This window comes from Pseudomonas sp. MLB6B (genome assembly GCF_054508135.1).
The window spans coordinates 4,186,597-4,200,240 of record NZ_CP199313.1 but is presented as its reverse complement, the minus strand read 5'-3'; the positions used below and the strand labels follow the sequence as shown (position 1 = coordinate 4,200,240).

The window sequence follows — 13,644 nt, the reverse complement described above, 5'->3', positions numbered from 1 at the left end:
GGGAGGATCCATGACTACCGCACTACCTTCATTGGGCTTTGCAGGCATCGGCCTGATGGGGCTGCCCATGTGCAAGCGTCTATTGGCGGCGGGTTACCCGTTGTCGGTATGGAACCGCAACCCTCGCAAGTGCGATGCGTTGCTGGCGGCCGGCGCTCGTCTTGCCGGTACTCCCGCGCAGTTGTGCCAGGAAGCTGACATCGTCCTCACCTGCCTGGCGGACGTGGCGGCTGTGCGCGAGGTGGTGTTCGGCGCGCAAGGCATCGCTTCGGCTGGGCGCGCCCATCAAGTGCTGGTAGACCTTTCGAGTGTGGAGCCGACGTCGACCCATGAGATGGCCGCAGAACTTGCTGCCACCTGCGCCATGGCCTGGGTCGACGCCCCTGTGTCGGGCGGTGTGCAAGGCGCCCAGGCCGGCACCCTGGCGGTCATGGTAGGGGGGGAAGCCGAACCGTTGCGGCAGGTACGCGACGTTTTGCTGACGCTAGGCGAGCGCGTCACGCACATGGGTGGGGTGGGGGCAGGGCAGGTGACCAAGGCCTGCAACCAGATGATCGTGGCCTGCAATGCGCTGGTGATTGCCGAAGCCGTGGCCCTGGCCGAGCGTTCAGGGGTGGATGTGCGCTTGCTCGCGCAAGCCTTGGCCGGTGGCTTCGCCGATTCCAGACCTCTGCAGATCCTGGCGCCGCAAATGGCCGAAAACCGCTTCACGCCGGTCAAGTGGCACGTGCGAACTTTGCTCAAGGATTTGGACGGCGCGGTGAAGCTTTCCCACGAGCAGGGTTCGGCGACGCCAGTGAGCGGCTTGGCGGCGCAACTGATGCGGCTGCATGGCGGCAAGGGCCATCTGGATCACGACCCTGCCACCCTGGTGCAGCTGTTTCGCCATAAATCCTGAGCCGGCCTATGCGCGTTCGTAGTAGCGCGCATAGGCCCAGGGATCAGCTCAGCCGGCGACCAGAATGCGGATGGCTTCCAAGCGCAAGGCCGCTTTGTCAAGCATGGCTACCCCATCCTCACGCAGCTTGCGCAGCGCATCGAGTTCGGTGTCACGAACGTTGGGGTTGACCGCTTTGAGGGCGGTCATGCGCGCCAGTTCTTCGTCCGCTTCCGCCGCCAGACGGCGCTGGGCGTCGGCCACCCGCTGGATGTGGGCCGGCATGATCTTCTCTTCGCCCGCTGCGATACGCTTGGACAGCACGTCGCGCTGGGCTTGGACGAATTTGTTGGCACTGGCGCGCGGTACGCTTTCAAGCTGCTCGTTGAGCGTCTCGAACGCGACCTTGGAAGCCAGGTCGTTGCCATTGGCGTCGAGCAGGCAGCGCAAGGCGGCCGGCGGCAGGTAGCGACCCAACTGCAGATGCCGCGGCGCGACCACTTCGCTGACGTACAGCAATTCCAGCAATACGGTGCCGGGCTTGAGCGCCTTGTTCTTGATCAGCGCCACCGAGGTGTTGCCCATCGAGCCGGAGAGCACCAGGTCCATGCCGCCCTGCACCATGGGGTGTTCCCAGGTGATGAACTGCATGTCCTCGCGTGACAGCGCCTGGCCACGGTCGTAGGTGATGGTCACACCTTCGTCGTCGCCAAGCGGGAAGCTGGCGTCGAGCATTTTCTCGCTGGGCTTGAGGATCAGCGCGTTCTCGGAATGGTCCTCGCTGTCGATGCCGAAGGCGTCGAACAGCGTTTCCATGTAGATCGGCAGGGCGAACTGGTCGTCCTGTTCGAGAATCGCCTCGACCAATGCCTCGCCTTCGCCGGCACCGCCGGAATTGAGTTCCAGCAAGCGGTCGCGGCCGCTGTGCAAGTCGGCCTCCAGACGCTCACGCTCGCTGCGCGCGTCGGCCACCAGGGCATCCCAGGCCTGGCTGTCGCCACCGGCCAGGAGCGCCAGCAGGCGTGCGCCGAATTGATGCTGCAAGGCATTGCCAGTCGGGCAGGTGGCGAGAAACGCATTGAGGCCATCTTGGTACCACTGGTACAGGCGCTCTTGCGGGCTATCCTGCAAATAAGGCACATGCAGCTCGATGGTGTGTTTCTGGCCGATCCGGTCCAGACGGCCGATGCGTTGCTCGAGCAGGTCCGGGTGCGCCGGCAGGTCGAACATCACTAGGTGATGGGCGAACTGGAAGTTGCGGCCTTCGCTGCCGATTTCCGAGCAGATCAGCACCTGCGCGCCGAATTCCTCATCGGCGAAGTAAGCCGCAGCACGGTCGCGTTCGAGGATGTTCATGCCCTCGTGGAAAACCGTGGCGGGAATGCCCGAGCGCACGCGCAGGGCGTCTTCCAGGTCCATCGCGGTTTCGGCATGGGCACAGATCACCAGAACCTTGGTGCGCTTGAGCATCTTCAGGGTGTCGATCAGCCAGTCTACGCGCGGATCGAACTGCCACCAGCGCACCTCTTCGATATCGCCCAACCCCTGGGCCTGGAAAGCCACTTCCGGATACAGCTCGGCGCGCTCGCTGGCATCGAGCTCGGTATAGCGCTCGGGGTTGGCTAGGGGATAGGCGTGCAACTGACGCTCGGGGAAACCCTGGATGGCGGCGCGGGTGTTGCGGAACAGCACGCGGCCGGTGCCGTGGCGGTCGAGCAGTTCGCGGATCAGGCGAGCACTGGCCTGGCTGTCGCCATCATTGACGGCGGTAAGCAGGGCTTCGCCTTCGGCGCCGAGGAAATTGCGGATGGTGGCGTGCGCTTGGCTCGACAGACGCCCTTCGTCGAGCAATTCCTGTACGGCTTCGGCGACGGGGCGGTAGTGCTCGCTTTCGGCGCGGAAAGCGGCCAGGTCATGGAAGCGGTCGGGGTCGAGCAGGCGCAAGCGCGCGAAGTGGCTGTCCTGACCCAGTTGCTCTGGGGTGGCGGTGAGCAGCAGGACGCCGTCGATCACTTGGGACAACTGCTCGACCAGCGCGTATTCACGACTGGCGTGCTCTTCGTGCCAGACCAGGTGGTGCGCTTCGTCGACCACCATCAAGTCCCAACCGGCCGCGAACAGCGCGTCCTGGGCCTTTTCATCCTCGACCAGCCATTCGAGCGCGACCAGCGCCAGTTGCGCATCTTCGAACGGGTTGCTGGCATCGCTTTCGATGAAACGCTCGGCGTCGAACAGGGACACTTCCAGGTTGAAACGACGGCGCATTTCCACCAGCCACTGGTGCTGGAGGTTTTCCGGCACCAGGATCAGCACCCGGCTGGCACGCCCTGACAGCAGTTGGCGATGGATCACCAAGCCCGCTTCGATGGTCTTGCCCAGGCCTACTTCGTCGGCCAGCAGTACGCGCGGGGCGATGCGGTCGGCGACTTCGCGAGCGATGTGCAACTGATGCGCGATAGGCTGAGCGCGGACGCCACCCAGGCCCCACAGCGAGGACTGCATCTGCTTGCTGGTGTGCAACAGTGTGTTGTAGCGCAGCGAAAACCACGGCATGGGGTCGATCTGACCGGCGAACAGACGGTCACTGGCCAAGCGGAACTGGATGAAGTTCGACAGCTGCGTTTCCGGTAGGGTGCGCGGCTGGTTCTGCGCGTCCAGGCCGTGATAGACCATCAGGCCATCAACGTCGTCGACTTCGCGTACGGTCAGTTTCCAGCCGTCGAAGTGGGTGATCTGGTCACCTGGCGAGAAGCGCACCCGTGTCAGCGGCGCGTTGCGCACGGCGTATTGCCGGGTTTCGCCGGTCGCCGGATAGAGCACGGTGAGCAGGCGGCCGTCCTGCGCCAGAATGGTGCCAAGGCCAAGCTCGGCTTCGCTGTCGCTGATCCAGCGTTGCCCGGGTTGATACTGCTGCGCCATACTGGCTGAACTCCCGCGATGAAAAGCCGCCTATGGTAACGGATAGGTCCGGCCGGACCAATCAGTCTAGTGCGTTCATTGAACAATACTGCTTTGCCATGAGGAGCGAGGATCGAGATGCCTGCCAAGTACCGCTGGTTGAACGCTTGTGTGGCCATGGGTGGCATGGTGCTGCTCTCGGGCTGTGAGCAGAAACCCTTCGAAATACTGCCGCCCATTCCTACCGAGCAATTGGAGGTGCTGGGCGTACAGGCACCGCTCAAAAGCGTGCATTTCCGCGATAAGCAGGGCGAAGGTTTGTTGGTGCTGAGCCGAGTCGATGGGCAGGCCACCGACGCCGACACCGAGCAGGAAGTCGACCGTGTCGTGCTCAAAGCCACCTTGTATGAGCGCGCTGGCGATAAAGCCTTCGCTCCACGTTGGAGCACCGAACAGGAGACCACCTGCGCCGGGCTCGACCTGGACGTCGACTTCTATACCGACGTCAGCGACGTGACCGACCTCGACGACAACGGCGTCGCTGAGGTGACGATCGCCAGTCATGCCTACTGTGGGGGTGGCATCGAACCGCAGGGCATCACCATCGAACTGCGTGAAGGGCAGTCGGTCTACTCCCTGACCGGCCAATCACTCATCAGCCCGGCGGGCGAGGAGCCCTTTGGAGGCGAGCGCGAGGACGGCGCTTCTTTCAAAAGTGCGCCTAAAGCCTTGCGCGAGCACATGGAGAGCGTCTGGCAGCAGGTCTATAAGCGGCCGTGGAGTGAAGTCAGTGCGCCGTCGGACGTCGACCCTGAGGACGATACTCAATAAAGGCGTGGCGTTTCGCGCGTGTTCTGCCTTTGGTCGTCGTATGCGCCCCAGGTCACCATAGTCGCTCATGGTGATCGTTATGGAGCCGATACAACTCTAATAAAGGAGACTCGCCATGCTGCCCCCGATCATTCCGCTCAGCGCCGTACCCGTTACGTCCCAGCTCGATCCGGTCAAGCCGACCCCGGACATTCCGCCGGTAGTGCCGGTACAGACCACATCGGACGATACGGGCGTCGATCTTCGCCAGCGTCAGGATCCCCAGGAGCAAGCCTTGCTGTTGTTGGACGAGCAACGCAGGCGCCAACAGCAAAGGCAGCCGGGCCAGAACCCGGACGAGCGTTACAGCGCAGAGCCGGGCCACGAGCTCAACGCCGACAACACCGTACCGGTGATAGCCATGGGTGAGCCGGTCCGCCAAGGTTTGCTGGTGGACATCGAAATCTGAGGCTGGTCAGCGCCGGCATGCCCCTGCATCATTCACTTCTCTGCCCCCAGTCGAGCCTGTGATGAGTCAAGACAACCTGATCAACTTCGGCGCCGAGCGCGCCAAGCGTATCCACGACCTCAACGACAAGCGCCTGGACGAGATGCGCCAGGCGTTCGAGCAGGCCATGCCGCTGGCCAAAGCCGGCAAGCCCAAGCGCAAAGGCAAGTCCAAGAAGCGCTGAACGCTGACTTGTGTCAATTCCCGCCTCCCTCGCGCGCTCGGGCCCGGGCGCTATTGACCTCGGTCAATTCCCCGCCCTGGGTAACGGGTTACCTTGCATCCATCGGACGACGGCAACGGAATGGAGGTCGGCATGTTCTTCGACAATGTGGTTGTCGCAGGCGTGGTAACGGTCGGTTTGATGATGGCGTTCTTTGTCGGTCTAGGCATTTTCATCTGGAAGGATTCCAACAAGCGTAAACCGCGCTGATCGTTCCAGTTACATGGGCACGCAAGGCATTTAGGGCGACTTCGGTCGCCCATTTTTTTGCCTGGCGTTTCGAGATTTTACCGGCTTGGCGCTGGTAGGTAGTTGGCAGCCGAAGAGGTAATGCATGTCCATCACGTCCTACGACATTTGCAATGCGGCTGATCAGCTCGAAGGGCTGGTCGGTTTTCATCTCAAGCGGGGCAAGCATATCGTCAGGTTTTCCGAAGACGCTTTCGGCCTGGACGTAGCGCAAGACAGTCTGCAACCTTGTAGCGAGTTCGTCTGGCGCTCGGTGGGGGAGGGGCGCATGGCGTTGTGTCGTGCGCGGCTGGGGCTGCTGCTCGAACAGCATATGGATGATCGACTGAACATTGGCAAGCCGCTGCGGCTATACCTCGAACGCAACGATTTGCCCGAGATCGTCGCCGAGCGCTTAGTGGTCAGGCCAGGCGCAGCCCAGTGAATTCCGGTGTGGCGACATCGACGCGATCGCGCCCCTGGCGCTTGGCGTTGTACAGCGCGCGATCGGCATCTTCCAGCCATTGCTCGGAATCGGCGAAATCATCATGAAATGCGGAGAGGCCAATGCTTAGGCTGATGCGCAGTTCCGGTAGATCGGGATCATGATAGCCAGCTGCCCGCTCGCGTAAGCGCTCCATGGCCAGGCAGGCCTGTTCCTGGGTCGTTTTGGGAAAGATCACACAAAACTCGTCGCCGCCGTAGCGACCGGCCAGGTCGGTCTCCCGCAGGCTTTGTTTAAGCTCGGTGCTTAGATGGCGCAGTACACGGTCGCCCACCAAATGGCCATAGGTATCGTTGATCGCTTTGAAATGATCGATGTCGATCAGCGCGACTACCGCCATGCCGCAGCGTTGCTGGCAGATGAGATGCTTGCGGCAAAGTCGATCCTTCCAATAGCCATGGTTGAAGAGGCCGGTGAGGCTGTCGGTTCGACTCAGGTCGCTCAAGCGTTTTTTGTGTTCGCCAAGGTTAGTGGCCAGTTGATAAGACACCCAGCCCAATGCCATGGGATACAGCGTGAGCATCGGCAGACTGGCATAGACCTGCAGGTCAGTCGCATGCAGTTGCAACTGCGGGCCCAAGAAAGCCATGCCCAGCAGCATACCGCTAGCTTGAGCCAGAACGCCGCGCTGTACCAAGGTTCGCCCACCGGCCGCGACGTTGTTCATGGTCACCATCGACAGAATGGTCAAGCTCGGTAGAGGATTGAACTGCATGGCGGCCGCCCAGAAACCGGCCATCAATGAGTCGATTACCAGGTTGCGTTGCTCGGCGTGATAGGGCATCTGGGAGTGCATTGCCCAGCGATAAGCGACATGCGGCCAAAGTACCCCGTTGATGAGCATCAACGCCCATACCCAGATAGGAGGCGCGATGGGCATCAGCGCAGCGGTCACCGCAAGCATTCCTACGGTCTTGCCGAGGATGCGGGGCAGATAGATTCGCTTTACGAAGGAAAAGCCTTTGCCCGAGGTTGAGTCCATGACGGCGTCGATTATTTGGGAAGGATGCGCGTTATCGCATAAGTTCCCAAATATTGTTGAACATTCGACAAACCGTAGCTACTGGCCTTGGGAGCCAAATCATGGTTGGTGCGGTCAGGAAGGCATGGTCGTATCTCTCTAATAGAGACCGCCGCCGCTTCGTACGCTGTGCGGCGGTCTTTCGTATCATTCTTTTGTCACTCGTTTCTCTTTCGAAGGTGACTCTTGATCGAGCAGTTTCGACAACCCTTGACCGGTGTCGCTGCGCACCTGCGCGTGGCTAATCAAGCCAAAGATCAAGCTGCCTCCGACGATGTTGCCTGCCAACGTAGGCAGGGCGAACTCCAAAGCGAAACGCTGCCAAGTCTCCTCGCCAGCCCACACCAAATACGAAACCTCTACGGTGCCTACGACGATGTGGGTGAAATCGCCCAATGCCATCAGGTAGGTGATCAGCACAATGATCCAGATTTTGGCGTTTTCCACTGATGGGATCATCCAGACCAGAGTCGCGATCATCCAGCCCGAGATGATGCCTTTGGCGAACATCTGGCCAATGTCGTTTTCCATGACCTTGCGACCGATTTCCAGGAAGGCGACATCAGTCTTGTGGTCGAAGATCGGCAGCTCAAGCATTACCCAGGCCACGAAAATGGTGCCGACGAGATTGCCTAGCAGCACGATGCCCCAAAGGCGTAGCAAACGGCCGAAGTTGCCCACTGTCGGTTTGGTCATGATCGGCAGGACGGCGGTCAGGGTGTTCTCTGTGAATAGCTGTTGACGCGCGATGATCACGGCCAGAAAACCTGCACAGTAACCGAAGCTTGCAATGGCGTGTGACGCATCGCCTTCGGGAAGTCGCGAAGAGAGCAAGCCCATGGCCATGAACGATAGGCCCATGGTCAGACCGGCTGCCAGTGCTGACCACCATAGAGCGGCGATGGTGCGCTCCAATTCATGATCGCCCTGCGCTCTGATCATTTCATGGAGCACGGCCGCGCGCGGGGGCTGGCGCTCGTCGACCTCCTGCTCCTCGTCTGCAGAGAGGCCAGGGGTCTTTTCGTCGTTCTCGTCGTTCATACAGGTGTACTCGAAGGAGGGGATTCTCTACAGATCGGTGAGTGTTTGAATAGTTGCCTGCGGTGGAGACGGGATGAGCACGTTTTTTTCTACTTTGGGCGTTGACACGGCTTCGGAATAACGTATTATTCGCCTCCCGCAGCGATGCACTTCGAAGCGGGTTTGAAGTTGGAACTGAAGTGGCATTGCCAAGCAGAGAAAATCTTCAAAAAGGCAGTTGACAGCAGGTTGTAACGCTGTATGATTCGCCTCCCGCTACGAGAGATCGCAGCGAGCCAAGTGGTTGAAGTTGAACGAGATTCTCGCAAAACACTTCAAAATAAACACTTGACAGACACTGAGGACAGCGTAGAATGCGCGCCTCGGTTGAGACGAAAGGCTCAACCAACCGCTCTTTAACAATTTGAATCAAGCAATTCGTGTGGGTGCTTGTGAGTACGGACTGATAGTCACCAAGATTATCAGCATCACAAGTGACCATGCGAGAAATCACATAGTCATTTGAGATTGCTGAGCCAAGTTTAGGGTTTCTTAAAAACCCAAGCAGTATTGAACTGAAGAGTTTGATCATGGCTCAGATTGAACGCTGGCGGCAGGCCTAACACATGCAAGTCGAGCGGATGAGAAGAGCTTGCTCTTCGATTCAGCGGCGGACGGGTGAGTAATGCCTAGGAATCTGCCTGGTAGTGGGGGACAACGTTTCGAAAGGAACGCTAATACCGCATACGTCCTACGGGAGAAAGCAGGGGACCTTCGGGCCTTGCGCTATCAGATGAGCCTAGGTCGGATTAGCTTGTTGGTGAGGTAATGGCTCACCAAGGCGACGATCCGTAACTGGTCTGAGAGGATGATCAGTCACACTGGAACTGAGACACGGTCCAGACTCCTACGGGAGGCAGCAGTGGGGAATATTGGACAATGGGCGAAAGCCTGATCCAGCCATGCCGCGTGTGTGAAGAAGGTCTTCGGATTGTAAAGCACTTTAAGTTGGGAGGAAGGGCAGTCAGCGAATACCTGGTTGTTTTGACGTTACCGACAGAATAAGCACCGGCTAACTCTGTGCCAGCAGCCGCGGTAATACAGAGGGTGCAAGCGTTAATCGGAATTACTGGGCGTAAAGCGCGCGTAGGTGGTTTGTTAAGTTGGATGTGAAATCCCCGGGCTCAACCTGGGAACTGCATCCAAAACTGGCAAGCTAGAGTATGGTAGAGGGTGGTGGAATTTCCTGTGTAGCGGTGAAATGCGTAGATATAGGAAGGAACACCAGTGGCGAAGGCGACCACCTGGACTGATACTGACACTGAGGTGCGAAAGCGTGGGGAGCAAACAGGATTAGATACCCTGGTAGTCCACGCCGTAAACGATGTCAACTAGCCGTTGGAATCCTTGAGATTTTAGTGGCGCAGCTAACGCATTAAGTTGACCGCCTGGGGAGTACGGCCGCAAGGTTAAAACTCAAATGAATTGACGGGGGCCCGCACAAGCGGTGGAGCATGTGGTTTAATTCGAAGCAACGCGAAGAACCTTACCAGGCCTTGACATGCAGAGAACTTTCCAGAGATGGATTGGTGCCTTCGGGAACTCTGACACAGGTGCTGCATGGCTGTCGTCAGCTCGTGTCGTGAGATGTTGGGTTAAGTCCCGTAACGAGCGCAACCCTTGTCCTTAGTTACCAGCACATTATGGTGGGCACTCTAAGGAGACTGCCGGTGACAAACCGGAGGAAGGTGGGGATGACGTCAAGTCATCATGGCCCTTACGGCCTGGGCTACACACGTGCTACAATGGTCGGTACAGAGGGTTGCCAAGCCGCGAGGTGGAGCTAATCTCACAAAACCGATCGTAGTCCGGATCGCAGTCTGCAACTCGACTGCGTGAAGTCGGAATCGCTAGTAATCGTGAATCAGAATGTCACGGTGAATACGTTCCCGGGCCTTGTACACACCGCCCGTCACACCATGGGAGTGGGTTGCACCAGAAGTAGCTAGTCTAACCCTCGGGAGGACGGTTACCACGGTGTGATTCATGACTGGGGTGAAGTCGTAACAAGGTAGCCGTAGGGGAACCTGCGGCTGGATCACCTCCTTAATCGACGACATCAGCCTGCTGATGAGCTCCCACACGAATTGCTTGATTCATTGTACGAAGACGATGCTGTAACGCGACCCTGTTATAGGTCTGTAGCTCAGTTGGTTAGAGCGCACCCCTGATAAGGGTGAGGTCGGCAGTTCAAATCTGCCCAGACCTACCATTTCATGGTGCGGCTAGACGCTACGACACACGGGGCCATAGCTCAGCTGGGAGAGCGCCTGCCTTGCACGCAGGAGGTCAGCGGTTCGATCCCGCTTGGCTCCACCACTTTTTAGCATCGTTTTGCTGTTCAGAACTTAGAAATGAACATTCCACTCAACGCTTGAGTGCACTGAATGTTGATTTCTGACTTTTGTCAGATCGTTCTTTAAAAATTCGGATATGTGATAGAAATAGACTGATGGCCACTTTCACTGGTGGTGATCAGGCTAAGGTAAAATTTGTGAGTTCTGCGCGTAAGCGCAAATTGCGAATTTTCGGCGAATGTCGTCTTCACAGTATAACCAGATTGCTTGGGGTTATATGGTCAAGTGAAGAAGCGCATACGGTGGATGCCTTGGCAGTCAGAGGCGATGAAAGACGTGGTAGCCTGCGAAAAGCTTTGGGGAGTCGGCAAACAGACTGTGATCCAGAGATCTCTGAATGGGGGAACCCAGCCAGCACAAGCTGGTTATCTTGTACTGAATACATAGGTGCAAGAGGCGAACCAGGGGAACTGAAACATCTAAGTACCCTGAGGAAAAGAAATCAACCGAGATTCCCTTAGTAGTGGCGAGCGAACGGGGACCAGCCCTTAAGTTGGTTTGAGATTAGTGGAACGCTCTGGAAAGTGCGGCCATAGTGGGTGATAGCCCTGTACACGAAAATCTCTTGTCAATGAAATCGAGTAGGACGGAGCACGAGAAACTTTGTCTGAATATGGGGGGACCATCCTCCAAGGCTAAATACTACTGACTGACCGATAGTGAACCAGTACCGTGAGGGAAAGGCGAAAAGAACCCCGGAGAGGGGAGTGAAATAGATCCTGAAACCGTATGCGTACAAGCAGTGGGAGCCTACTTTGTTAGGTGACTGCGTACCTTTTGTATAATGGGTCAGCGACTTATATTCAGTGGCGAGCTTAACCGAATAGGGGAGGCGTAGCGAAAGCGAGTCTTAATAGGGCGTTTAGTCGCTGGGTATAGACCCGAAACCGGGCGATCTATCCATGGGCAGGTTGAAGGTTAGGTAACACTGACTGGAGGACCGAACCGACTACCGTTGAAAAGTTAGCGGATGACCTGTGGATCGGAGTGAAAGGCTAATCAAGCTCGGAGATAGCTGGTTCTCCTCGAAAGCTATTTAGGTAGCGCCTCATGTATCACTGTAGGGGGTAGAGCACTGTTTCGGCTAGGGGGTCATCCCGACTTACCAAACCGATGCAAACTCCGAATACCTACAAGTGCCGAGCATGGGAGACACACGGCGGGTGCTAACGTCCGTCGTGAAAAGGGAAACAACCCAGACCGTCAGCTAAGGTCCCAAAATCCTGGTTAAGTGGGAAACGATGTGGGAAGGCTTAGACAGCTAGGAGGTTGGCTTAGAAGCAGCCACCCTTTAAAGAAAGCGTAATAGCTCACTAGTCGAGTCGGCCTGCGCGGAAGATGTAACGGGGCTCAAACCAGGTACCGAAGCTACGGGTATCACCTTTTGGTGATGCGGTAGAGGAGCGTTCTGTAAGCCTGTGAAGGTGAGTTGAGAAGCTTGCTGGAGGTATCAGAAGTGCGAATGCTGACATGAGTAACGACAATGCGAGTGAAAAACTCGCACGCCGAAAGACCAAGGTTTCCTGCGCAACGTTAATCGACGCAGGGTTAGTCGGTCCCTAAGGCGAGGCTGAAAAGCGTAGTCGATGGAAAACAGGTTAATATTCCTGTACTTGCGATTGTTGCGATGGAGGGACGGAGAAGGCTAGGCCAGCTTGGCGTTGGTTGTCCAAGTTTAAGGTGGTAGGCTGAGATCTTAGGCAAATCCGGGATCTTAAGGCCGAGAGCTGATGACGAGTTGCCTTTAGGCGACGAAGTGGTTGATGCCATGCTTCCAAGAAAAGCTCCTAAGCTTCAGACAATCGGGAACCGTACCCCAAACCGACACAGGTGGTTGGGTAGAGAATACCAAGGCGCTTGAGAGAACTCGGGTGAAGGAACTAGGCAAAATGGCACCGTAACTTCGGGAGAAGGTGCGCCGGTGAGGGTGAAGGACTTGCTCCGTAAGCTCATGCCGGTCGAAGATACCAGGCCGCTGCGACTGTTTATTAAAAACACAGCACTCTGCAAACACGAAAGTGGACGTATAGGGTGTGACGCCTGCCCGGTGCCGGAAGGTTAATTGATGGGGTTAGCGCAAGCGAAGCTCTTGATCGAAGCCCCGGTAAACGGCGGCCGTAACTATAACGGTCCTAAGGTAGCGAAATTCCTTGTCGGGTAAGTTCCGACCTGCACGAATGGCGTAACGATGGCGGCGCTGTCTCCACCCGAGACTCAGTGAAATTGAAATCGCTGTGAAGATGCAGTGTATCCGCGGCTAGACGGAAAGACCCCGTGAACCTTTACTATAGCTTTGCACTGGACTTTGAATTTGCTTGTGTAGGATAGGTGGGAGGCTTTGAAGTGGGGACGCCAGTCCTCATGGAGCCATCCTTGAAATACCACCCTGGCAACTTTGAGGTTCTAACTCAGGTCCGTCATCCGGATCGAGGACAGTGTATGGTGGGTAGTTTGACTGGGGCGGTCTCCTCCCAAAGAGTAACGGAGGAGTACGAAGGTGCGCTCAGACCGGTCGGAAATCGGTCGTAGAGTATAAAGGCAAAAGCGCGCTTGACTGCGAGACCCACACGTCGAGCAGGTACGAAAGTAGGTCTTAGTGATCCGGTGGTTCTGTATGGAAGGGCCATCGCTCAACGGATAAAAGGTACTCCGGGGATAACAGGCTGATACCGCCCAAGAGTTCATATCGACGGCGGTGTTTGGCACCTCGATGTCGGCTCATCACATCCTGGGGCTGAAGCCGGTCCCAAGGGTATGGCTGTTCGCCATTTAAAGTGGTACGCGAGCTGGGTTTAGAACGTCGTGAGACAGTTCGGTCCCTATCTGCCGTGGACGTTTGAGATTTGAGAGGGGCTGCTCCTAGTACGAGAGGACCGGAGTGGACGAACCTCTGGTGTTCCGGTTGTCACGCCAGTGGCATTGCCGGGTAGCTATGTTCGGAAGAGATAACCGCTGAAAGCATCTAAGCGGGAAACTTGCCTCAAGATGAGATCTCACTGGGATCTTGAATCCCCTAAAGGGCCGTCGAAGACTACGACGTTGATAGGTTGGGTGTGTAAGCGCTGTGAGGCGTTGAGCTAACCAATACTAATTGCCCGTGAGGCTTGACCATATAACACCCAAGCAATCTGCCAAGC

9 protein-coding genes, 2 tRNA genes and 2 rRNA genes are annotated in these 13,644 nt (G+C 57.3%); 10 read left to right on the top strand and 3 right to left on the bottom strand.

The features are described 5' to 3' along the window. The first annotated feature begins 10 nt into the window (after positions 1 to 10). Positions 11 to 898, top strand: a complete 888-nt coding sequence (locus ACSMEV_RS18565; protein WP_459206443.1) for an NAD(P)-dependent oxidoreductase — start codon at positions 11 to 13, stop codon at positions 896 to 898. Between the two features lie 48 nt (positions 899 to 946). Here ACSMEV_RS18565 and rapA read toward each other — a convergent pair whose 3' ends face one another. Then, on the bottom strand, positions 947 to 3,796 hold the full coding sequence (rapA, locus tag ACSMEV_RS18560; protein WP_459206442.1) for an RNA polymerase-associated protein RapA: 2,850 nt from the start codon (positions 3,794 to 3,796) through the stop codon (positions 947 to 949). 117 nt (positions 3,797 to 3,913) lie between these two features. Between rapA and ACSMEV_RS18555 the strand changes: the two genes are divergently transcribed. The 5 genes from ACSMEV_RS18555 (at position 3,914) to ACSMEV_RS18535 (ending at position 5,989) form a co-directional block, all read left to right on the top strand. After that, positions 3,914 to 4,606, top strand: a complete 693-nt coding sequence (locus tag ACSMEV_RS18555) for a M949_RS01915 family surface polysaccharide biosynthesis protein (RefSeq protein ID WP_459206441.1) — start codon at positions 3,914 to 3,916, stop codon at positions 4,604 to 4,606. A 115-nt stretch (positions 4,607 to 4,721) separates the two neighbouring features. Further along, positions 4,722 to 5,054, top strand: a complete 333-nt coding sequence (locus ACSMEV_RS18550) for an aspartate-semialdehyde dehydrogenase (RefSeq protein ID WP_459206440.1) — start codon at positions 4,722 to 4,724, stop codon at positions 5,052 to 5,054. A 61-nt stretch (positions 5,055 to 5,115) separates the two neighbouring features. Next, positions 5,116 to 5,277 (top strand): hypothetical protein, encoded by a 162-nt coding sequence (locus ACSMEV_RS18545; protein WP_313740837.1) that lies wholly within the window; start codon positions 5,116 to 5,118, stop codon positions 5,275 to 5,277. 132 nt (positions 5,278 to 5,409) lie between these two features. Continuing rightward, positions 5,410 to 5,526 carry a cytochrome c oxidase subunit CcoM gene (gene ccoM, locus ACSMEV_RS18540; RefSeq protein ID WP_459206439.1) on the top strand — a complete coding sequence of 39 codons (117 nt, stop codon included), beginning with the start codon at positions 5,410 to 5,412 and terminating at the stop codon, positions 5,524 to 5,526. Between the two features lie 124 nt (positions 5,527 to 5,650). Then, on the top strand, positions 5,651 to 5,989 hold the full coding sequence (locus tag ACSMEV_RS18535; protein ID WP_459206438.1) for a DUF2025 family protein: 339 nt from the start codon (positions 5,651 to 5,653) through the stop codon (positions 5,987 to 5,989). Here the strand turns inward: ACSMEV_RS18535 and ACSMEV_RS18530 are convergent. Together ACSMEV_RS18530 and ACSMEV_RS18525 are read right to left on the bottom strand one after the other, a co-directional pair. Continuing rightward, positions 5,967 to 7,031 (bottom strand): diguanylate cyclase, encoded by a 1,065-nt coding sequence (locus ACSMEV_RS18530; protein ID WP_459206437.1) that lies wholly within the window; start codon positions 7,029 to 7,031, stop codon positions 5,967 to 5,969. The genes ACSMEV_RS18535 and ACSMEV_RS18530 overlap by 23 nt on opposite strands. 186 nt (positions 7,032 to 7,217) lie before the next feature. After that, positions 7,218 to 8,111: a formate/nitrite transporter family protein gene (locus ACSMEV_RS18525; RefSeq protein ID WP_459206436.1), complete on the bottom strand. Its 894-nt coding sequence runs from the start codon at positions 8,109 to 8,111 to the stop codon at positions 7,218 to 7,220. A gap of 551 nt (positions 8,112 to 8,662) precedes the next feature. Here ACSMEV_RS18525 and ACSMEV_RS18520 point away from each other — a divergent pair. From ACSMEV_RS18520 to ACSMEV_RS18505, 4 genes are all read left to right on the top strand, one after another. Then, positions 8,663 to 10,199, top strand: a 16S ribosomal RNA gene (locus ACSMEV_RS18520). 86 nt (positions 10,200 to 10,285) lie between these two features. Continuing rightward, positions 10,286 to 10,362, top strand: a tRNA-Ile gene (locus ACSMEV_RS18515). Positions 10,363 to 10,393: 31 nt separating this feature from the next. Further along, a tRNA-Ala gene (locus tag ACSMEV_RS18510) sits at positions 10,394 to 10,469 on the top strand. 257 nt (positions 10,470 to 10,726) lie between these two features. Next, positions 10,727 to 13,619 (top strand): 23S ribosomal RNA (locus ACSMEV_RS18505). The 16S and 23S rRNA genes sit together here with 2 tRNA genes alongside, the layout of an rRNA operon. Positions 13,620 to 13,644: the final 25 nt, after the last annotated feature.